Raw genomic sequence first — 19,747 nt, forward strand, 5'->3', positions numbered from 1 at the left:
ATGTGGACCAGTAGTGAGCCGGAACGCGTCTGACGTACTTGTCCAGCCGCAGGCCAAACGGTCGCCCTGCGGACAGCTCCGGTGCGTTCCTACAGGAACCCTCCGTGCAGATCCCGTTGCTGAGCTTGTCCGATTCGCAGCGGCCAACCGGCTATGCGCGGCCGTGCGCCAGGGATCTCGCGAGGAACCGGCCCGCGCGGTCGAGCGCTCGGTCCGCCTCGTCGAGCCGGCCCGCGAAGTGCTGGAACACGTGGGGCGCGCGGGCGTAGACCTCGAGCGTCACGTCCACGTGCGCCGCCGCCGCGCGGGCCGCGAGCCGGGTGGCGTCGTCGAGGAGCACCTCGTTGGTCCCGACCTGCACGAGCAACGGGGGCAGGCCGCTGAGGTCGGCCAGGAGCGGACTGACGCGAGGATCAGCCGGATCGCGGTCTCCGACGTATCGGGACGCGTACTCGGCGATGTCTGCCGCGTCGAAGATGGCGTCGACCGCCTCCTTAGCGTGCAAGCTCTCCCCCGACAAGGTCAGGTCTACCCACGGCGACATCACGACGGCCGCGGCCGGCAGCGGCAGGCCCTCGTCTCGCGCAGACACGAGCAGCGCGAGCGCGAGGCCGCCGCCTGCGGAGTCACCGGCGACCCCCAGCCGCTGCGGCTCGTGTCCGGTGTCGAGCAGTGCGCGGTACGCAGCGAGGGCGTCCTGCAGAGCGGCAGGGAACGGGTGCTCGGGCGCCAGCCGGTAGTCGAGGGACCGGGCGGCCGCGTGCGTCCGGCGGGCCAGCTCGGCCGCCAACCCGGCTCCCGACCGAGCGGATCCGATGACGTACCCGCCGCCATGCAGGTAGAGCAGCTCCGCGTCGGCAGCCCCTGAGGGCTCGAGCCGCAGGGTCGGCACCCCACCGAGCAGGATGCGCGTGACCGCGAAGTCCCGCTCCACCGGCCGGTCGGCGAACTGCTCGAAGCCGTCGCGCTGCTCCGCCAGGGACCGCGGCTCGCGGGACCCGCTTCGCAGCACGGCGTCGATGGCGGTGAGCTGGTCATGTGACATGGCGGCCTCCTGGTAGCGTCGAGATAGTTTCCTGGGAAACCATCCCGCGAGCAGATACATTCCCGGGAAGGTACTTTCGTCGAGAGGACCTGGATGGCCGTCGAGCCCTGGTCGGTGCTGATCGACCTCGTTCGCGTCGAGACTCGGCTGTACAACGCCGTTGACGCGCGCCTGAAAGACGCCGGCGGCCTCAGCCTGCCGCAGCTCGAGGTGCTGCGCGTGATCCGCGACGTTCCTCGATGCCGCGTGCTGGACATCGCCCGAACCATCGCGATCACGGTCGGCGCCGCGAGCAAGGCCGTCGACCGGCTGGAAGGTCAGGGCTGGTGCCGACGCTCGGTGGACCCGGCCGATCGCCGCTCGTCGACGCTGTCACTCACCGCCTCCGGCTCGACGGCCGTCGACCGCGCCACCCCGGTGTTCGAGGCCGCCTCCCGGGACACGTTCGGCACACTGCTCTCCGAGCCGGACCTGGAACGTCTCGCGCAGATCCTCGGCGCGCTGCGCGGCGCACGCCAGCCACCGCCGGCGGCTCGGGCAGACACGTCGGCGACATAGCCCTGTCGCTGATGACACGGCGGCGAGCGGGGTCCGGCCGCTGGTCAGTACTTCGCACTCCGGACAGGTTTGATGAGTTCCTCCACGCGCGAGCCTCCACGGCCCGAGTAAGAGAGCAACGGTGCGGTCTACGCCGTCGGCGCGAGGTTCTCGCCGATCCACTCCCCGGACAGGTCGGCGACACGTGGCACCGAGATGGTCATCACGGCGGTCAGCGATTCTCCGGACAGAAATACGTGGGCGGCGACCGTGCGTCCGACCGTCTCCGCGCGATCCACCAACGCGAGCAAGTCAGCCGAGGGTGCCGGGCCCAGCGTTCCGGCGGGCTCGAACACGCGCGCACGTCCGTTGACGAGCATGCCCGCGTCCTTCCACTCGACCCGCACAACGTCGGATAGCGGGATCGTGACAGTTTGGCTGCCCTGGATCGTCGCGGCCACCTTGCCCGCGTGGATCACCAGTGCATCATCGGTCGGCTCGAGGTCGGCACCGTACCCAGTCGCCCGCATGGTCCGATGCTTCCACCGACCATCAGATCTGGTCGGTTCGGCAGAACGAACGCATTCTCCTAGGGACTGTCCTCCTCGGCGCGCTCCGACTCCCGCGGCTCGAGGCCCGGGTCGTCTCCGAAGAGCTCCCAGTGCCCTTCGGAGACGACCCGGGCCACGCCGTCGACGACAGATATCGCCGTCTGGTCGTCGATCGCGTACGCCGGCCCGGGGATGTTCGTCGCCCATCGGCGCGCGCTGTCGGTCGTGTTGCTCGACCAGCCCGGGTAGTCCAGGTGCGGGAAGACCGAGAAGTCGACGACTCCCAGCGTCTCGTCCGTGCCGTCCGGTTCCCAGTCGAGGAACTCACGACCGGTACGAGGCGTCATCACCATGCTGCCGGCGCTCACTCCGACCCACACGGTGCTGCGCAACGACGGGAACAGATCGGCCAGCCCGGACTCCCGCATCCAGTGCGCGAGGTAGATCGCCTCGCCACCGTCGACCAGGAGGGCGTCAGCGTCGCGGACCCAGGAGACCCAGCGGTCCTCGGCGATGCTCGGCAGCGCGGTGAGCTCGAGGACGCCGACCGACTTCCACCCCAGCCCGCTGAGGCTCGGCCCGCCGGCGGTCGACCTCCACACCGACGTGGGCGTGCACGCGGGCTGGCCCCACTGCGCCGTCGGGACGAACAGGGCGGTGGAGTCGTCGATCGGCTTGCCCAGCAGGTCGACCAGCGCCTCGCGGATGCTCCTGTTCGTGACTCCACCGGAGGTGAGCAGCAGCTTCATGACGAGCCTCCTCGATCACACCAGCTCGACGGCGTCGGCCTGCGGTCCCCGGTCGCTCTGACGAATCTTGTAGCGGACCCGGTCGCCCGCCTCCAGGACCTCGGCGCCCCGCACGACCGACACGTGCACGAACAGGTCCTCGCCCCCGGCGTCGGGCGTGATGAAGCCGAAACCCCGCTCCTCGTCGTAGCGCGCGACGGTGCCCTCGCCTCCGCGCACGGGCCCGCCGGATGCCGTGGGTCGGCTCGACCGACCGCGGTCCGCGCCCCCGCGCGCACCGGAGCCGCGCACGAGCTGCACGTTGCGGGCGTTCGGTCCCTTGTCGCCGGCGACGACGTCGTACGTGACGCGAGCACCCTCGACGAGCTCGGTCAGCCCCCCGCCGAGCGAGCTGACGTGGACGAAGACGTCGTCGCCACCCCCGTCGGGAGCGACGAAACCGAAGCCCTTGGTGTCGTCGTACCACCGCACGGTGCCGTCCGCGCCGTCAGAGGGCACGGCCTGCCCCGCGGCCTGGGCCCCGAGCGGCAGCAGGTGGTCCGCCTGCGGCCCCTTCTCCCCCTCGACGACGAGGAACGCCACCCGCTGCCCCTCCGAGATCACGCCGCCCCCGACGATGGCCGAGCTGTGGACGAAGATCTCGCCGCGACCGTCGTCGGGCGTGACGAAGCCGTATCCCTTCGCCGGCTCGTACCAGGCGACGGTGCCGAGCACGCCGGCTGGCGCGTCGGCGGGCCGGTCACCCGTGACTCGGACGCGGCGCGCCTGCGGACCACGGTCACCCTCGCCGACCTCGAACTCGACGACCTGCCCCTCGCGGAGCTGCTTCGGTCCGTCGTCGCCGAGGATCTCGGACGCGTGCACGAAGAGGTCCTCGGCCTCGTTCCCGAGGTCGATGAAGCCGAACCCTCGGTCGGCGTCGAACCATCGGACTGTTCCCTGGGGCACTGCGGACTCCTTGTTTCGGCAGATGGTGCTGTCACCAGTGTCCCCGACGAACAGCAGACGGATCAGCCTTCCCGGTCACCGTCGACCGGACGAGCGACCTCGACGACCTCGACCAGGCCCTCCAGGCCCGCGAAGTCGTCGGGGTTCGTCGTGTAGAGCGGGAGGCCGTTGACCACCGCGACGGCGGCGATCATCAGGTCGGCCACGCGACGACGGGGCGTCCTGCCCGTACCGCGGACGGCTGCGCAGATCCGGCCGAAGGCGCGGGCGGCCTCGGCGTCGAACGGGATCGGGTCGAACTCGTGCTCCGCCCGCTGCAGGACGTCGGTGCGCCGCGCCCGCTCGTCCCTCGCGGCGGTGTCGTCCCCGCTCACCAGGTGGACCCCGGCCGCGAGCTCGGCGAGCGTCACAGCGCAGATCGCGACCTCGTCAGGCAGACGCTCGCGTCGATGGCCCGTCGGCGGACCAGGATGTTCGTGTCGAGCAGCCCGCGCCGCACCTCAGCGGGCATACGGGTCGTCCAGGCCTGTCCCCGCCAGCGACTCCTGGTCGGCACGGAACGCGTCGAGGTCCATCGCCGGAGCCGTGCGGGAGAGCGCCGCGAACTCCGCCCGCGGGACGAACCGACGGCTACGTCGGAGCGGGACGAGCTCTCCGATTCTGCGGCCGTCCCGGGTCACCGTGAAGGCCTGACCGTGCTCGACGGCGTCCATGATCTCCTTCGAGCGCATGCGCAGGTCTCGCTGGCTGACCTCGGGCTGACGGGGCATGGCATGATTCTGGCGCTCCTGTGCTGGGGCGTGCCACCGAGTAGCGCCGCGGCGCGCGGGGCCCACGCCGTCCACGGCGCAGGACCATACGGTGCCGACGCACCGCCGCCGTCGCCTCAGGCGGCGCGCAGCACCAGCAGGAACTGACCGCCGCCCGGCTCGACCTGCGTCGTGACGGCGAGGTCCGGAGCCAGGCGGGACAACCGGTCCACGAGCCACGCGGCGGCCTGGTCGGCGTCCGCGCGGCTCGGGCAGCGCGCCACGACCTCGCGCCCGCCCTTGCGCCCGAGGCGCTCCACGGTCGGCACAATGGGAGCGGGGTCGACGACGAAGAGGTCCGGCGACCACGGCACCACCGGCGCCACCGCTCCCTTGCGCGTGTTGCACGCGCGGTGGGCGAGCCGCTCGGTGCCGGCTGCGGGCTTCTTCGCCTTCTTCGACGCCGTGGCGCCGAGGTCGACGCTGGGCCCGAGGTCGGAGTTCACCGAGGCGTCAGGATCCACCGGCTCGTCGCACAGCCAGCAGCGCCACGCGTCCCGGTCGCCGACCGTGCTGAGGTTGCTCATGCGCGCACCCTAGCCTCCCCGCCGAGCCGGTCGGCGCGGAGGCCGACCGGCTCGTGCGCGGTGGCGGCTGCCCCCAAAGCTTCAGCGACGGCCGTAGTCGTCGTCGGACACGTGCTCCAGCCACGTGACGACCTGGCCCTGGCCGTCGGCCTCCTGGACCGCGACGTGAGCCATGAACCGGTCGGGCGTGGCGCCGTGCCAGTGCTCCTCGCCCGGCTCGATGTAGACGACGTCGCCGGGCCGGATCTCCTGGACCCCGCCGTCGCGGGTCGCGACGTACCCGATCCCGTCGGTCACGTACAGCGTCTGCCCCCGGGGGTGGCGGTGCCAGGCCGTGCGGGCGCCCGGGGCGAACCGCACGTGGGCGCAGCCGACGGCGGACTGGTCGTCGGGGTCGCGGATGCCGTCGATGTACACGGTGCCGGTGAACCAGTCCCCGGGTCCTGGGGCGGTCCGGCCGCCGCTGCGCGTCAGCTTCATGATGGTCGTCCTCTCGTTGCGGGTCACGACTCGTCGGTCAGCACACCGATCAGCGCGCAGGTCAGAGGGTCAGGAGCACCTTCGTGGCGCGCCGCTCGTCCATGGCCCGGTATCCCTCGGCGGCCTGCTCGAGCGGGAGGGTGAGGTCGAAGACCTTGCCCGGGTCGATCGTCCGGTCCCAGATGAGCTGGATCAGCTCGGGCAGGAAGCGGCGGACAGGTGCCGGGCCGCCGAGGATCTGCACCTGGGAGAAGAACAGCAGCTCGCCGGGGAGCTCGACGTCGTGGGTGACGCCGACGAAGCCGACGTTCCCGCCCGGGCGGGTCGCGCCGATTGCCTGGACCATCGACTCCTGCGTGCCGACCGCCTCGATCACCGAGTGGGCGCCGAGGCCGCCCGTGAGCTCCTTGATGCGAGCGACGCCCGCCTCGCCGCGCTCCTCCACGATGTCGGTCGCGCCGAAGTGGCGTGCGAGGCCCTGGCGGTCGGTGTGCCGGGACATCGCGATGATGCGCTCCGCGCCGAGCTGCTTGGCGGCGAGGACGCCCATGAGGCCCACGGCGCCGTCGCCGACCACCGCGACCGTCTTCCCGGGACCGGCCTGCGCGGCGACGGCCGCGAACCAGCCGGTCCCCAGGACGTCGGACGCGGCGAGCAGGTGGGGGACGAGGTCGGCGTCGGGCTGGCCCGGGGTGGCGACGAGGGTGCCGTCGGCGAAGGGGATGCGGGCCTTCTCGGCCTGGGTGCCGATCGCGCCGTCGACGAAGATGCGGTGCACGCAGCTCGACGGGAAGCCGGCACGGCAGATCTCGCACGTGCCGTCGGAGATGACGAACGAGCCGACGACGAAGTCGCCGGGCTTGACGGTCGTGACCTCGGCACCGACCTCCTCGACCACGCCGACGTACTCGTGGCCCATCGTCGCGTGGTCCACCTGGTCCGCGCCGCGGTAGGGCCACAGGTCGGACCCGCAGATGCAGGTCGCGGCCAGGCGGATGATCGCGTCGGTGGGGTCGACGATCGTCGGGTCCTCGCGGTCCTCGACCCGGACGTCGCCGGGGCCGTGCATGATGACGCCACGCATAGGGTTTCTCCTTCTGTTCGGTGGACACCAGCGTGCGACGGATCGAGTCCCCGTGGGAGTGCCTGTGGTGGGGTGTACCAGCAGTGCACCCCATGACAGGGACTCCCGCACGGGCACCCCCACCGGCCTACCCTCGAAACCATGGACAACAGGGCGGACGTGCGGGAGTTCCTCATGTCGCGGCGCGCGAAGGTGTCCCCCGAGGCGGCAGGGGTCGTCGGCGGGGCCAACCGGCGCGTCCCGGGCCTGCGGCGCAGCGAGGTCGCGACCCTCGCCGGGGTGAGCGTGGAGTACTACGCCAAGCTCGAGCGCGGCGCCGTCGGCGGTGCCTCGGCCTCCGTGCTCGACGCCGTGGCTCGTGCTCTGCAGCTCGACGACACCGAGCGCGCGCACCTGTTCGACCTCGCGCGCGCGGCCGACGGCATCCCGTCGTCGGGACGTGCCCGACGGCGCGCTACCCGGTCGTCGGCGCCCCGCCCGAGCCTGCAGTGGGCGCTGTCCGCGATCACCGACGGCGTCGCGTTCGTGCGCGACCAGCGCCAGGACCTGCTCGCGACCAACGCGCTCGGCCGCGCCTTCTACTCCCCCGTCATCGGCGACGGCGGCCGCACGCCGAACCTCGCCCGGTTCCAGTTCCTCGACCCCGCGGCACGCGACTTCTACCCCGACTGGGACCTGTTCGCCGAGATGTGCGTCGCGATCATGCGCGCCGAGGCGGGGCGGGACCCGCACGACAAGGGCCTGCAGGACCTCGTCGGCGAGCTGTCGACGCGCAGCGAGACGTTCCGTCGCCTGTGGGGCGCGCACGACGTGCGCACGCACGGGTCCGGGACCAAACGGTTCCACCACCCGGTGGTCGGCGACCTCACGCTGGCGTACGAGGAGCTCGCGATCACCGCCGAGCCGGGCCAGATCCTGATGGTCTACACGGCCGAGCCGGGATCGCCGTCGGCCGAGCGCCTGCGCCTGCTGGCGTCCTGGGCGGCCGACCCCGCCGCCACCGCCGACCCCGTCGGCTCCGCCACGCCGCCGCCCCGATGAGCGACCGATGAGCGACGCACGACGGCACGGCCCGACCCCTGACGACAGGACCACACGATGCAGCTGCAGGACTTCCTCGACCACGTCGGGCGAGGAGACGTCATCGAGGGCGGCTCCGTGCAGCACGCGTTCCTCCACGAGACCGCGCAGGAGTCGCTGCGGATCACCGCGGAGCTGAACGCCGGGTACGGCACACCGGAGGAGGTGCGCGGCCTGATGTCCCGGCTGACCGGGCGGACCCTCGACGACTCGGTGACCGTCTTCCCGCCGTTCCACTGCGAGTTCGGCAAGAACCTCGTCCTCGGGCGCGACGTGTTCCTCAACATGGGCTGCCGCTTCCAGGACGCGGGCGGCATCACGATCGGGGACGGGACGCTCGTCGGCCACGGCACGACCGTGGTCACGCTGAACCACGCGGTCGACCCGGCCCGGCGCGCCGACATGATCCCGGCGCCCGTCGTGATCGGCCGCAAGGTCTGGATCGGCGCGTCCGTGACGATCGTCCCCGGCGTCACGATCGGCGACGGCGCGATCGTCGGCGCCGGTGCGGTCGTCACCCGAGACGTGCCCGCCGACACGATCGTCGCGGGCGTCCCGGCCCGGCCGATCCGCCCGACCGGCTTCGAGACCTCCACCGACTGAGCGCTTCGGCGGGCGGGTAGCGAGCGCGGCGGGCCGGCCCCGACCGGGCCGGTCTGGTCGACGGTGCCAGGATGGAGGCATGGCTCGCCCGGTCGAGGTTCCTGAGTGGGGCTTTCGGCGCGCGGACGGACTGATGCCCGGAGTGGTCGCCTCGGTGGTCGGGTACGACGCCCAGGGGATCGCCCGCTCGATCCACCGCGGGCTCCCGTCACCCCACCTGACCTTCGTCGTCACCTTCGACGAGCCCGTGGTCACCGGCTGGTCCGTCGAGGAGACGTCCGGGCCGTCGGCCACGCGCGTCGACGTCGTCGCGGCCGGGCTGCACACGCAGCCGGCGTACGTGTGGCAGCCGCCGACGCAGTCCGGGATCCAGCTGGCGGTGCACCCGACCGCGGCACGTGCCGTCTTCGGCGTCCCGGCCGCGGAGCTGAGCCACCGGACGGTCGAGGGCAGCGACGTGGCAGGTCCGGTGATCAGCCGGCTCCGCGGTCGCCTGATCGAGACCCCCGACTGGCCCGGTCGCTTCGCCCTGGTGCGGGGGTTCCTCCAGGACCGGGTGGAGCGCGCCGCCGACCGCCCACCGGTGCGGGCGGAGGTCGCAGAAGCCTGGCGCTGGCTCCTGCGGTACCGCGGGACAGGGCGGATCTCGGCCCTCGCGGACCACGTGCTGCTCAGCCCTCGCCAGCTGCACGCCGTCTTCACCGCGGAGCTCGGCGTCGGGCCGAAGCGGTTCAACCGCCTCCTGCGCCTCCAGCAGGCGAAGCAGATCATCGGCGGACGCGTCGCCCAGGGCAGGGACGTCGGCCTCGCCGACGTCGCCGCGCGGTGCGGGTATGCCGACCAGGCCCACCTGACGCGCGACTTCGGCTCTCTCGTGGGGACCAGCCCGGCGCGCTGGCTGGCCGAGGAGCTCGGCACCCTCTCCGCCGACGGGTACCACGAGGCACCCCGGGCAGGATGAGCTCCGCCGAAACGTTCAAGCCCTCCGGTGCCCGGCAGGACAGGGTGGTCGCATGAGCACAACGGACAGCACAACGGACAGCACAGCAGGCAGCACAGCAGGCAGGGCCCCGGACCCGAGCGTCTGGCCGACGCTCCGCGCCCGGGACGCGCACGCCCTGATCGACTTCCTGACGACGGTGCTCGGCTTCACCGCGACGGCGGTGCACGCCGACGGGGACGTCGTCGAGCACGCCCAGCTGGCGTGGCCCGAGGGCGGCGGGATCATGCTCGGGAGCGACCGGCCCGGCACCCCGTGGACGCAGCAGCCCGGCACGGGCGGCGCCTACGTGGTGACCGACCGGGTGGACGAGGTCCACGACCGCGTCGCTGCCGCCGGAGCGCGGATCGTCCAGCCGCTGGAGAACCCCGACTACGGCGGCCGGACCTTCGCGTGCGCCGACCCGGAGGGCAACCTGTGGTCCTTCGGCAGCTATCGCGGCGAGCCCACCCGGCCGTAGCCGCTCACCCTGCGCACCCCTGCGCTCTCGCGGTCCGTCGGCTCACGGAGCCCCTGCGGCCGGGGCCGGTTGCCGCTCCTCCTCGTCCTCCACCGGCGCGGACGTTGCGTCCGGCTCGCCGTCGCGAGCGACGACCGCGGCCGACGCCGCAGCACGTCGCCGCCGCACGGCGCGCACCGTGAGGACCGCACCGCCCAGCACCGCGGCCCCGAGCAGGACGACGGCGACGCCCACCCAGGTGGCGAGGCCCGAGAGCGTGGTCGTCCGGTCGGCGAGCCCGGCGGCAGCGTCGAGGTCGCCCTCCTCGAGAACGGTCCGGGCCTGGGAGGCCGAGCCGTCGACACCGAGGACGAGCTCGCCGAGCCCCGAGACCGGGTCGCGGTCCGTCGCCGCGGCCTCCGACGCCTGCCCGACAGTCAGGATCGCCTCGGCGGCCTGCGGCAGCAGCGTGGCGACGGCGGCGTAGTCCTCCGCGTCCGCGGCTGACTCGTACGCCTCCCGGATCGTGACCGGGACGGCCAGCCCGGTCTCTTCGGCGGCGTCCTGCACGGAGCCGGCGTCGACAGGCGCGCCGCCCAGTCCGGCGACAGCGTCGTCGAGCTGCGCATACCGCCAGTGCGTCATCGCGGACCGCGCACCGAACGGCGCCTGCCACGCGCCGTCGGCCTCGTCGAGCGCCGTGAACGTGGCGAGCGCGTCGGCGCGACCGTCCAGCAGGTCGGCGTCCGCGCCGTCGACCACCCAGGTCCGGAACACGTCGGCGGCGCCGGTGACGCCGCCCCGGACCTCGACGAGGTCGAGGAACCGACGCCAGTCGGTGCGACCGCCGTTCTTCTCGGCCCCGCCCGCCTCCTCGAAGGCGCTCTCGCCCGCGTACGAGGCGGCCACGATCTCCGTGAACGTCTCGTCGTCGAGGTCTCCGAGCAGCTCCGAGACCGCGGTGTACGACGCCGCGTAGCCGTACTCGTCGACCTCGGCGGCGGCCTCGCCGACCGGCTCGGCCCACTGCGAGAGGGGCAGGGCGACGGCGGAGGCGCGGTCCGGGGCCTTCCACGGCTCGAACGATCCGTCCGTCCGCGCGACGACCTGCTCCGCGACGACCTCCGTGAGGCCCTCGTACAACCAGCGCTCGCGGACGTGCACCGGGTCGAGCCAGGCGTGCGTCAGCTCGTGGAACAGCAGGCTCTCGTCGAGGTCCTCCGGGACGACGATCTCGTTCGCGTCGGGATCGAACCACGCGTAGCCGAGGACCTGCGGCGACACGTCCTCGCGGATCACCTCCAAGCCGCCGGGCCAGGGGTGACCGATGACCTCCTCGAGCACCGGGAGGCCCTTCTCGACCTGCGTCTCGACGAAGTCCGCCCACTCGGCGTCACCCGGGAAGCTCTGCAGGGTCAGGCTCGCGTCGCCGACCTCCAGCACGCGCTCGTCGGCCGCCTCCGGGTCACGCGCCGAGACGACGGCCCAGATGCCGTACTCGTCGGTGCCCTCGCGCGCGGAGTACGTGACGGTCCCGCCGTCCTCCTTCGCCGTGAAGACGTCGGTCGTGGCGTCGAAGGTCATCGCCGCGGGGAGCACGACGTCGACGCCGACCTGTCCCGGCTCCCCGACCCCTTGGACCGGGAACGTCGCGTAGCCGTCGCCGACCCGCGTGAAACCGGCCGAACGGATCGGTTCCCCGGCGACGGCGTAGGTCCACTCGATGGTGCGCGACCGCCCGTAGTTGAGCGGGGAGAACGTCACGGTCGCCAGGGACGTCCCGGGGTCCTCGGTCGCCTCGAGCGAGACCGGCAGCTCCGCGCCGTCGCTCGTGGCCCGCACACCCGTCGCGCTCGCCGGCACGGGGAGCGCGTAGCTGTCGAAGAAATAGAAGTACGCACCGTCGTCGGGCCGCACGTTGCGGATCGTGACCGTCACCGACGCGGCGACGGCGTCGGCTCCCGCCTCGAGGACGAACCTGCTCTGCGACGTCTCGTCCAGCCCGTCGTCCGCCGCCGCACCGGGCGCGACCACGACGGACGCCGCCAGGATCCCCGCCACGAGCAGCCCCGACACCCCTGGTCGCCGGGCCAGACCCACCGACCCGTCCGCGCGCGACCCTCCGCGCACCACACGCTCCTGCACCACCGGCGTCTCCGTCGTCCGCGCTCCGTGGCCGCCCGGTCGAACCGCGTCTCGGCCGACGCCCTGGCGGGCGTCGGCGAACTGTACCGCGCGCGCGGTAGCACGGCGGACCGGTTCCGGATGCACGATGCGGAACGCGCTGCGATGCTCCGAACATGTCGACACCGAAGCCAGCATCCGACGCCATCGTCCAGCAGCAGCGCGCGCTGCTCGAGAGCCTGCCCTTCTCCGACACCCAGGACTTCGACGACGCGAGCCGTGGTTTCCTCGGCAAGCTCGAGCCCGGTGTCGTCACCCGGCCCGACGGCGGAGCGGTGTGGGACGGGGACGCGTACGCCTTCCTCGAGGGCGACGCGCCCGGCACCGTGAACCCGAGCCTGTGGCGCCAGTCCCGGCTGGTCGCCCAGCAGGGCCTCTACGAGGTGGTCGAGGGCATCTACCAGGTGCGCGGCCTGGACCTGTCGAACATCACGTTCGTCGAGGGCGCGACGGGCGTCATCGTCATCGACCCGCTGATCTCCACGGAGACGGCGTCGGCCGCGCTCGGCCTCTACCGCGAGCACCGCGGCGACCGTCCGGTCACGGGCGTCATCTACACGCACTCCCACGTCGACCACTTCGGCGGCGTCAAGGGCGTGACGTCGCAGGAGGACGTCGACGCGGGACGCGTACCGGTCCTCGCGCCCGCCGGCTTCGTGGAGCACGCCGTCTCCGAGAACGTCTACGCCGGCACCGCCATGGCACGCCGGGCCGGGTACATGTACGGCGCCGCGCTCGCGCGCGGGCCTCAGGGCGCCGTCGGCGCCGGGCTCGGACAGACCACGTCGACCGGCACCGTCACGCTGATCCCCCCTACGCACGAGATCACGACGACCGGTCACGAGGAGGTGGTCGACGGCGTCCGGATCGTCTTCCAGATGGCCCCCGACACCGAGGCCCCCTCGGAGATGCTGTTCTACTTCCCGGACCACAAGGCGCTGTGCGCCGCCGAGGACGCGACGCACAACCTGCACAACCTGCTGACGCTGCGCGGCGCCGTCGTGCGCGACCCGCACGTCTGGTCCCGCTACCTCACCGAGACGATCGACCTGTGGGGCGGTGACGTCGAGGTCGTGTTCGCGTCCCACCACTGGCCGACGTGGGGCAACGAGCGGATCGTCGACTTCCTCTCGATCCAGCGCGACCTGTACGGCTACCTGCACGACCAGACGCTGCGCCTGCTGAACAAGGGGCTGACGGGCCCGGAGATCGCCGAGGACATCACTCTCCCGCCGGCCCTCGAGAACGCGTGGAGCACGCGCGGCTACTACGGCACGGTGAGCCACAACGTCAAGGCGATCTACCAGCGCTACATGGGCTGGTTCAGCGGCAACCCGGCCACGCTGTGGGACCACACCCCGGTCGAGAAGGCCCGACGCTACGTGGACTACATGGGCGGCGCGGACGCCGTCGTCGACAGGGCGCGTTCGGCGTTCGACGCGGGTGACTTCCGCTGGGTCGCCGAGGTCGTGAACCACGTCGTGTTCGCCGAGCCCGGCCACGCGGCCGCGAAGGAGCTGCTCGCCGACACCTACGAGCAGCTCGGCTACGGCTCGGAGAACGGCACGTGGCGCAACTTCTACCTGTCCGGCGCCACGGAGCTGCGGGGCGGGTCGTTCGGCACCCCGACCGTGACGAGCTCGCCCGACATGGTCGCTCAGCTCTCGCCGGAGATGCTCTTCGACGCCCTCGCCGTCCAGGTCGACGGGCCCCGCGCGTGGGACGAGACGCTGTCGGTCGACGTCGTGCTCACCGACGCGGACGAGCGGTACCGGCTCCGGCTCGCGAACGGCGTGCTCACCTACTCCGCCGCCGCCCAGCACGGTGACGCCGACGCGACCATCACGACGACGCGCCGCGCGCTGCCGGCACTCGCGCTCGGCGGACTCACGCCGGACACGCTCTCCGACGCCGGCATCGAGGTGAGCGGCGACGCGTCGGCCCTGACGCGTCTCGGGGCCGTGCTCGACCCGGGCGACCCGGACTTCGCGATCGTCACGCCGTGACCCGCTGAGTCGTCGGTCGGTGAATGGCACATGAAGTCCAGGGGCTCGCGCATTCTTCCGGATGCGGTCCCCGATGACCGCTGCAACTCTGGCGCCATGCCCACCACACCGAAGCCAGCGACAGAGACCATCAAGAAGCAGCAGCGCGATCTCCTCGAGAGCCTGCCCTTCTCCGACACCCAGGACTTCGACGACGCGACCCGTGGCCTCGTCGCGAAGCGGAGCCCCAACGCCGTCACGGCCGAGGACGGCACCGTCCTGTGGGACAACGACACCTACTCGTTCCTCCAGGGCGACGCCCCGGACACCGTCAACCCGAGCCTGTGGCGCCAGTCCAGGCTCGCCGCGATCGACGGCCTGTTCGAGGTCGCTCCCGGCATCTACCAGGTGCGGGGGCAGGACCTGTCCAACACGTCGTTCATCGAGGGCGACGAGGGCGTCGTCGTCATCGACACGCTGCTGTCGTCCGAGACCGGGGCGGCAGCCCTGGCCCTGTACCGCGAGCACCGGGGCGACCGCCCGGTCAAGGCAGTCGTCTACACGCACTCGCACGCGGACCACTTCGGCGGCGCCAAGGGTTTCGTCACCCCGGAGGAGGTCGACTCCGGCGCGGTGAAGATCTTCGCGCCCGAGGGGTTCGTCGAGCACGCCGTGTCGGAGAACGTGTACGCGGGCGTCGCGATGAACCGTCGCGCCGGGTACATGTACGGCGCAGCGCTGGCCCGCGGCCCGGAGGGCGGTGTCGGCGCCGGCCTCGGGCAGACGCTGTCGGTCGGCGAGGTCTCGTTCGTGCCGCCGACGCACACGATCTCGACCACCGGTCACGAGGAGGTCGTCGACGGCGTCCGGATGGTCTTCCAGATGGCGCCCGGCACCGAGGCGCCGTCGGAGATGCTCATCTACCTGCCCGACCACAAGGCGCTGTGCGCGGCCGAGGACGCCACGCACAACCTGCACAACCTGCTGACGCTGCGCGGCGCCGTCGTGCGCGACCCGCACGCCTGGTCGAAGTACCTCACGGAGACCATCGACCTCTGGGGCGGCGAGGTCGAGGTCGTCTTCGCCTCGCACCACTGGCCCACCTGGGACAACGAGCGCGTCGTCGGTTTCCTCGAGAACCAGCGCGACCTGTACGCGTACCTGCACGACCAGACGCTGCGGCTGCTGAACAAGGGCCTCACCGGGCCGGAGATCGCCGAGGAGATCCAGCTGCCGCCGGCGCTCGAGAACGCGTGGAACACCCGCGGCTACTACGGCTCGGTGAGCCACAACGTCAAGGCGATCTACCAGCGCTACCTCGGCTGGTTCGACGGCAACCCGGCGCACCTGTGGGAGCACACCCCGGTCGAGCGCGCCAAGCGCTACGCGAAGCTCGCCGGCGGCGTCGACGCGCTGGTCGCGAACGCGCGCGAGGCCTTCGACGCCGGCGACTTCCGCTGGGCGGCCGAGGTCGCGAACCACGCCGTCTTCGCCCAGCCGGACCACGCCGCCGCGCGCGAGGTGCTCGCCGACACGTACGAGCAGCTGGGCTACGGCTCGGAGAACGGCACGTGGCGCGATTTCTACCTCGCTGGCGCCATGGAGCTGCGCGACGGCCAGTTCGGCACCCCGACCGAGACGAACGCTCCCGACGTCATCGCCAACCTCACCCCGGAGATGCTCTTCGACGCCATCGCGATCCAGGTGGACGGCCCGAAGGCGTGGGACGAGAAGCTGTCGATCGACATCGTCCTGACCGACGTCGACGCCCGCTACCGCCTGCGCCTCGCCAACGGCGTCCTCACCTACAGCGCGGCCGCGCAGCAGGGCGACGCCGACGCCACGCTGACGGCGACGAAGCGCTCGCTGCCTGCGCTCGCCGCGCCCGGCGCGGACGCTCTCGCGAAGGCCGGTATCGAGCTGACCGGTGACGCCTCGGTGCTCGCCCGGCTCGCCGCGGTCCTCGACCCGGGCGACAAGAACTTCGCGATCGTCACCCCCTGAGGTCCCGGCAGCCGCTGCCGAGACGCCGAACCCCGGGTTGTGTGCCCTTCACGTCGGTGAAGGACACACAACCCGGGGTTCGGCGTCTCAGGATTCCGTCGTCTTCTCCGCCGCGGACTCACGGATGCCGCGGCCCTGCTCGATGGCCTCCTGCCGCTTCGCCTCGCGCTTGTCGCTGGCCTTCGTGTCCTTCGGCGGCAGCTGGATGCTCTCCTCGGCGGCGATCCCTGCCTGCAGCTCGCGGCTCCGCTCGAGCTCGGCGTCCAGCTCCGCGCCGAAGAGCATCGCGAGGTTGGTGATCCACAGCCACAGCAGGAACACGATGACGCCCGCGAGCGAGCCGTACGTCGCACCGTAGTTGCCGAAGTTGCCGACGTAGAACCCGAAGCCGGCCGACGCGATCGCCCACACGAGCAGCGCCACGACCGCGCCGACGCTGATCCAGCGGAACTTCGGCTGCCGCACGTTCGGCGTCGCGTGGAACAGGACCGCGAGGAGCACCACGACCAGCGCGAGGACGACCGGCCACTTGAGGACGTTCCACACGGTGACGGCCGTCGAGCCGAGACCGATGGCGTCCCCGACCGAGCGCGCGATCGGCCCGGTGAGCACCAGCGCCGCGATGACGAGCGCCGCGAGGACCACGGTGACCACCGTGACGAGCAGCATCACGGGGCGCAGCTTCCAGATCGGACGTCCCTCGTCGACCTCGTAGATGCGATTCATCGCCCGGCCGAACGCGCCGACGTACCCCGACGCCGACCACAGCGCGAGCGCGACACCGATGATCAGGGCGAGGCCTGCGCGCCCGCCGCCGCCGGCGGCGTTCTCGACGAGCGGCTCGATGGTCTTCAGGGTGTCCTCCGGGACGATCCCCTCGAGGAAGGTCATCACCCGGTTGACCATGCTCTCCGCGTCGCCCAGGAGGCCGAGGAGCGAGACGAGCGCCAGGAGCGCGGGCGCCGCGGCCAGGACCGCGTAGTAGGTCAGGCCCGCGGCCAGGTCCAGGCACTGGTCCCGGGAGAACTGGCTCACCGTGCTCTTCAGCGAGTACTTCCACGACGGCGCGTGCAGGTCGGTCGGGGCATCGGGCTTGCGGCTGTCGTCCGGTGCGGGGGCGTCCGTCTTCTGGCCCGCGCGGTCGCTGTCGGTCATGTCGCCCCTCTTCAGTCGTCGGTGCCGGACGGCACGTCGGATGGGGAACCGCTGTCGTCGTCGAGCTCGCCACCGTCCGCAGGACGGCGCGGGTCGCCGGGGTCGACGTCGGTCGGGACGTCGGGGTCCTTCGGCAGGGCGTCGTTCGCGAGCGCGGGAAAGGCGCCCGCGGTGCCGATGTCCGGCTCGCCCTGCGCACCCTCGTCGCGCCAGTCCTGCTCCTCGCCCGTCCCGCGGGCGTCCGGCTCCGTCTTGCTCATGAGAGGTCCCCTTCGTCGTGGTGGTCGGCCCACGCCGACGCCCTTCCCCGAACCTAGGTCGGTCCGCGGCACCCACAACTCGGGGCGTTCACCGGCGCGCCACCTGCGTCTGCCACCCTGTGCCCGTGCAGCACTCCGACGGACCACGCCTCGCCCGACGCCTCGGCACCGCCGACGCCGTGACGATCGGCCTCGGGTCGATGATCGGAGCCGGCGTCTTCTCGGCGTTCGCGCCCGCCGCCGCGGCCGCCGGGACGGGGCTGCTCGTGGGGCTTGCGCTCGCCGCGCTCGTGGCGCTCGCCAACGCGACGTCGTCCGCGCAGCTCGCGGCGCAGCACCCGACCTCGGGCGGCACGTACGTGTACGGGCGCGAGCACCTCGGCCCGTGGTGGGGCTACGTCGCGGGGTGGGGGTTCGTCGTCGGGAAGACGGCGAGCTGTGCGGCGATGGCGCTCGTCGTCGCCGCGTACACGGCACCACCCGGGTGGGAGCGCCCTGTCGCGGTGGCCGTCGTCGTGGTGCTCACCGCGGTCGGCTACCGCGGGGTGACGCGCACGGCCCAGGCCGCGCGGCTGCTCGTCGCCCTGACCCTGGTGGCCCTCGCCGTGGCGGTCACGGCCGGCGCGACGAGCGGGGACGCCGACTGGTCGACCGTCCTGGACGCCGACGGCGCGCACGGCGGCTGGTACGGCGTCCTGCAGTCCGCGGGTCTGCTGTTCTTCGCGTTCGCCGGCTATGCGCGCGTCGCGACGCTCGGCGAGGAGGTACGGGACCCGCGGCGGACGATCCCCCGCGCGATCCTCCTGGCCCTGGGCGTCGTCGTCGTGCTCTACGGCATCGTCGCCGCGACGCTCCTCGCGGTGCTCGGTCCGGACGCGCTCGCGGCGTCGTCCGCCCCCGTGTCCGACGCCGCGGCGGCCGGCGGGTGGGACTGGGCGCCCGCCGTGGTCGCCGTGGGCGCGGTCGCGGCCAGCGTCGGCGCGCTGCTCGCCCTGCTGGCCGGCGTGAGCCGCACGACGCTCGCGATGGCACGCGCCGGCGACCTGCCGAGGTGGCTCGGCGCGGTGCACCCCCGGTTCGCGGTGCCGCACCACGCCGAGCTGGTGGTGGGCGCGGCCGTCGTGGCGCTCGTGCTCACGACGGACCTGCGCGGGGCGATCGGGTTCTCGTCCTTCGGGGTGCTCGTGTACTACCTCGTCGCCAACCTGTCGGCGCTGCGGCAGACCGGCGGTCACCGCCTGTACCCACGGGCTCTCCAGGTGCTGGGGGTCGTCGGGTGCGTCGCGCTCGTCGTGACGCTGCCGCTGCCCGCCGTCGCCACGGGGGCCGGCGTGCTCGCCGTCGGCGTCGTCGTGCGGTGGTGGAGCGTGCGACGCCCGGAGCGCCGCGCGGCATGATTCGCGCGGCCTGACCTGCGCGGCCTGAGACGCGCCGTCTGACCCGCGCCGCCCGACCGAGGACCCGGCGGCGACCTCAGCCCTCGGCGATCTGGGCCAGTGCGGCGAGGTGCGCCTCGACGGCGCGACGCCCGTCCGGCGTGAGCGTGACCCAGGTGAGGCGGCGGGCGTCCGTGCGGGCGGGCGAGCTCTCCTTGCGGACGCTGACGTAGCCGGCGTCGGCGAGCACCCGGAGGTTCTTCGAGAGGTTCGCGTCGGTCAGGCCGAGCGTGTCGCGCAGCAGCGCGAACTCGAGCTCCGCGCCACGCCGGAGCACCCCGCAGATGCGCAGGCGCACGGGCGAGTGGATCACCTCGTCGAACGCGGGCGCGGTGCCGGCGCTCACGCCCCGCCCACCGCCCCTCCCAGCTCTGCGCGGAGGGCGTCGTCGTACCGGCGGCCGAGCACCACGGACCCGACGAACCCGACCGCCGCGGGCAGCAGCACCCACGCATACGCGATCGCGGTGAACTTGACGACCCCGGCTGCGCCGAGAGAGAGCACGAGCAGCACCACCATGATCCAGAGGATGCGCTTCGACCGGGGACCTGCCGGCTGGCCGATCCAGAGACCGTACCGCCGGCGGTAGACGAGGACGAGCGCCGGCAGCGCGAAGATCCCGACGGGCACGAAGGCGACCGACGCCGGGGACGGCAGGGCCTGCGTGCAGACGATCACGGCCACGATCGCACCGAGCACCGGGTGGTACCACCGCGGGGTGACCAGGCGCTCGGCGAGCCGCGCGTCGTCGGCCCCGAGCCCGGCGAGCGCCTCCCGCGCCTCGGCCGCGGTGGGCCGGACACGAGGGCCGGACACGGGGCGCTGGGAGCCGTCGCCCCGATTGTCATTTTCCATGTCGGCAAGTCTATGT

At 72.6% G+C, this 19,747-nt stretch carries 22 protein-coding genes; 8 read left to right on the top strand and 14 right to left on the bottom strand.

Translation table 11 applies throughout. From position 1 onward, the window contains the following. Window positions 1-151: 151 nt before the first annotated feature. The gene (locus tag AC4H2G_RS09720; RefSeq protein WP_494365547.1) at window positions 152-1,045 is read right to left on the bottom strand and encodes an alpha/beta hydrolase; all 894 of its coding nucleotides are present in this window, start codon (window positions 1,043-1,045) and stop codon (window positions 152-154) included. Between the two features lie 93 nt (window positions 1,046-1,138). Between AC4H2G_RS09720 and AC4H2G_RS09725 the strand changes: the two genes are divergently transcribed. After that, window positions 1,139-1,603, top strand: coding sequence for a MarR family winged helix-turn-helix transcriptional regulator (locus AC4H2G_RS09725; protein ID WP_494365548.1), 465 nt, complete (start codon window positions 1,139-1,141; stop codon window positions 1,601-1,603). A gap of 128 nt (window positions 1,604-1,731) precedes the next feature. On the opposite strand, the gene AC4H2G_RS09730 is transcribed toward AC4H2G_RS09725, so the two are convergent. The 8 genes from AC4H2G_RS09730 to AC4H2G_RS09765 form a co-directional block, all read right to left on the bottom strand. After that, the gene (locus tag AC4H2G_RS09730) at window positions 1,732-2,112 is read right to left on the bottom strand and encodes a hypothetical protein (protein WP_494365549.1); all 381 of its coding nucleotides are present in this window, start codon (window positions 2,110-2,112) and stop codon (window positions 1,732-1,734) included. A 59-nt stretch (window positions 2,113-2,171) separates the two neighbouring features. Further along, entirely contained in the window at window positions 2,172-2,882 is a 711-nt protein-coding gene (locus AC4H2G_RS09735) for a Type 1 glutamine amidotransferase-like domain-containing protein (RefSeq protein WP_494365550.1), read from the bottom strand. A 15-nt stretch (window positions 2,883-2,897) separates the two neighbouring features. Further along, window positions 2,898-3,830: a cold-shock protein gene (locus AC4H2G_RS09740; protein ID WP_494365551.1), complete on the bottom strand. Its 933-nt coding sequence runs from the start codon at window positions 3,828-3,830 to the stop codon at window positions 2,898-2,900. A gap of 62 nt (window positions 3,831-3,892) precedes the next feature. Next, a complete protein-coding gene (locus tag AC4H2G_RS09745) occupies window positions 3,893-4,240 on the bottom strand; it encodes a PIN domain-containing protein (protein WP_494365552.1) in 348 nt (115 codons plus the stop codon). 90 nt (window positions 4,241-4,330) lie between these two features. Further along, the gene (locus AC4H2G_RS09750; RefSeq protein WP_494365553.1) at window positions 4,331-4,600 is read right to left on the bottom strand and encodes a type II toxin-antitoxin system Phd/YefM family antitoxin; all 270 of its coding nucleotides are present in this window, start codon (window positions 4,598-4,600) and stop codon (window positions 4,331-4,333) included. Window positions 4,601-4,716: 116 nt separating this feature from the next. Then, window positions 4,717-5,166 (bottom strand): hypothetical protein, encoded by a 450-nt coding sequence (locus AC4H2G_RS09755; RefSeq protein WP_435737242.1) that lies wholly within the window; start codon window positions 5,164-5,166, stop codon window positions 4,717-4,719. An 81-nt stretch (window positions 5,167-5,247) separates the two neighbouring features. After that, window positions 5,248-5,646, bottom strand: a complete 399-nt coding sequence (locus tag AC4H2G_RS09760; RefSeq protein ID WP_494365554.1) for a (R)-mandelonitrile lyase — start codon at window positions 5,644-5,646, stop codon at window positions 5,248-5,250. A 61-nt stretch (window positions 5,647-5,707) separates the two neighbouring features. Further along, window positions 5,708-6,730, bottom strand: a complete 1,023-nt coding sequence (locus AC4H2G_RS09765; RefSeq protein WP_494365555.1) for a zinc-dependent alcohol dehydrogenase family protein — start codon at window positions 6,728-6,730, stop codon at window positions 5,708-5,710. A 141-nt stretch (window positions 6,731-6,871) separates the two neighbouring features. Here AC4H2G_RS09765 and AC4H2G_RS09770 point away from each other — a divergent pair, with 141 nt between their 5' ends. The 4 genes from AC4H2G_RS09770 to AC4H2G_RS09785 all read left to right on the top strand — a co-directional run bounded on the left by AC4H2G_RS09770 (window position 6,872) and on the right by AC4H2G_RS09785 (window position 9,873). Continuing rightward, window positions 6,872-7,771: a helix-turn-helix transcriptional regulator gene (locus tag AC4H2G_RS09770; RefSeq protein WP_494365556.1), complete on the top strand. Its 900-nt coding sequence runs from the start codon at window positions 6,872-6,874 to the stop codon at window positions 7,769-7,771. Window positions 7,772-7,828: 57 nt separating this feature from the next. After that, a complete protein-coding gene (locus AC4H2G_RS09775) occupies window positions 7,829-8,413 on the top strand; it encodes a sugar O-acetyltransferase (protein ID WP_494365557.1) in 585 nt (194 codons plus the stop codon). 79 nt (window positions 8,414-8,492) lie between these two features. Continuing rightward, on the top strand, window positions 8,493-9,374 hold the full coding sequence (locus AC4H2G_RS09780; protein ID WP_494365558.1) for a helix-turn-helix transcriptional regulator: 882 nt from the start codon (window positions 8,493-8,495) through the stop codon (window positions 9,372-9,374). 52 nt (window positions 9,375-9,426) lie between these two features. After that, window positions 9,427-9,873, top strand: coding sequence for a VOC family protein (locus tag AC4H2G_RS09785; protein ID WP_494365559.1), 447 nt, complete (start codon window positions 9,427-9,429; stop codon window positions 9,871-9,873). A gap of 42 nt (window positions 9,874-9,915) precedes the next feature. Here AC4H2G_RS09785 and AC4H2G_RS09790 read toward each other — a convergent pair whose 3' ends face one another. Next, entirely contained in the window at window positions 9,916-12,000 is a 2,085-nt protein-coding gene (locus tag AC4H2G_RS09790) for a hypothetical protein (RefSeq protein WP_494365560.1), read from the bottom strand. Window positions 12,001-12,152: 152 nt separating this feature from the next. Between AC4H2G_RS09790 and AC4H2G_RS09795 the strand changes: the two genes are divergently transcribed. Beyond that, entirely contained in the window at window positions 12,153-14,042 is a 1,890-nt protein-coding gene (locus AC4H2G_RS09795) for an alkyl/aryl-sulfatase (RefSeq protein ID WP_494365561.1), read from the top strand. A 96-nt stretch (window positions 14,043-14,138) separates the two neighbouring features. Continuing rightward, entirely contained in the window at window positions 14,139-16,025 is a 1,887-nt protein-coding gene (locus AC4H2G_RS09800; protein ID WP_494365562.1) for an alkyl/aryl-sulfatase, read from the top strand. An 87-nt stretch (window positions 16,026-16,112) separates the two neighbouring features. On the opposite strand, the gene AC4H2G_RS09805 is transcribed toward AC4H2G_RS09800, so the two are convergent. Further along, window positions 16,113-17,180, bottom strand: a complete 1,068-nt coding sequence (locus AC4H2G_RS09805) for a YihY/virulence factor BrkB family protein (RefSeq protein ID WP_494365563.1) — start codon at window positions 17,178-17,180, stop codon at window positions 16,113-16,115. Between the two features lie 11 nt (window positions 17,181-17,191). Continuing rightward, complete coding sequence (locus AC4H2G_RS09810; protein ID WP_494365564.1) at window positions 17,192-17,440, bottom strand: hypothetical protein; 249 nt, start codon at window positions 17,438-17,440, stop codon at window positions 17,192-17,194. A 125-nt stretch (window positions 17,441-17,565) separates the two neighbouring features. On the opposite strand from AC4H2G_RS09810, the gene AC4H2G_RS09815 reads away from it, so the two are divergent. Further along, window positions 17,566-18,837 (top strand): APC family permease, encoded by a 1,272-nt coding sequence (locus AC4H2G_RS09815; RefSeq protein ID WP_494365565.1) that lies wholly within the window; start codon window positions 17,566-17,568, stop codon window positions 18,835-18,837. Between the two features lie 76 nt (window positions 18,838-18,913). On the opposite strand, the gene AC4H2G_RS09820 is transcribed toward AC4H2G_RS09815, so the two are convergent. Together AC4H2G_RS09820 and AC4H2G_RS09825 are read right to left on the bottom strand one after the other, a co-directional pair. Continuing rightward, a complete protein-coding gene (locus AC4H2G_RS09820; RefSeq protein ID WP_494365566.1) occupies window positions 18,914-19,222 on the bottom strand; it encodes a transcriptional regulator in 309 nt (102 codons plus the stop codon). Continuing rightward, window positions 19,219-19,731: a hypothetical protein gene (locus AC4H2G_RS09825; protein ID WP_494365567.1), complete on the bottom strand. Its 513-nt coding sequence runs from the start codon at window positions 19,729-19,731 to the stop codon at window positions 19,219-19,221. The genes AC4H2G_RS09820 and AC4H2G_RS09825 overlap by 4 nt, the downstream gene beginning before the upstream one ends. Between the last annotated feature and the right edge of the window lie 16 nt (window positions 19,732-19,747).

This window comes from Cellulosimicrobium sp. BMG9.23 (assembly GCF_059159985.1).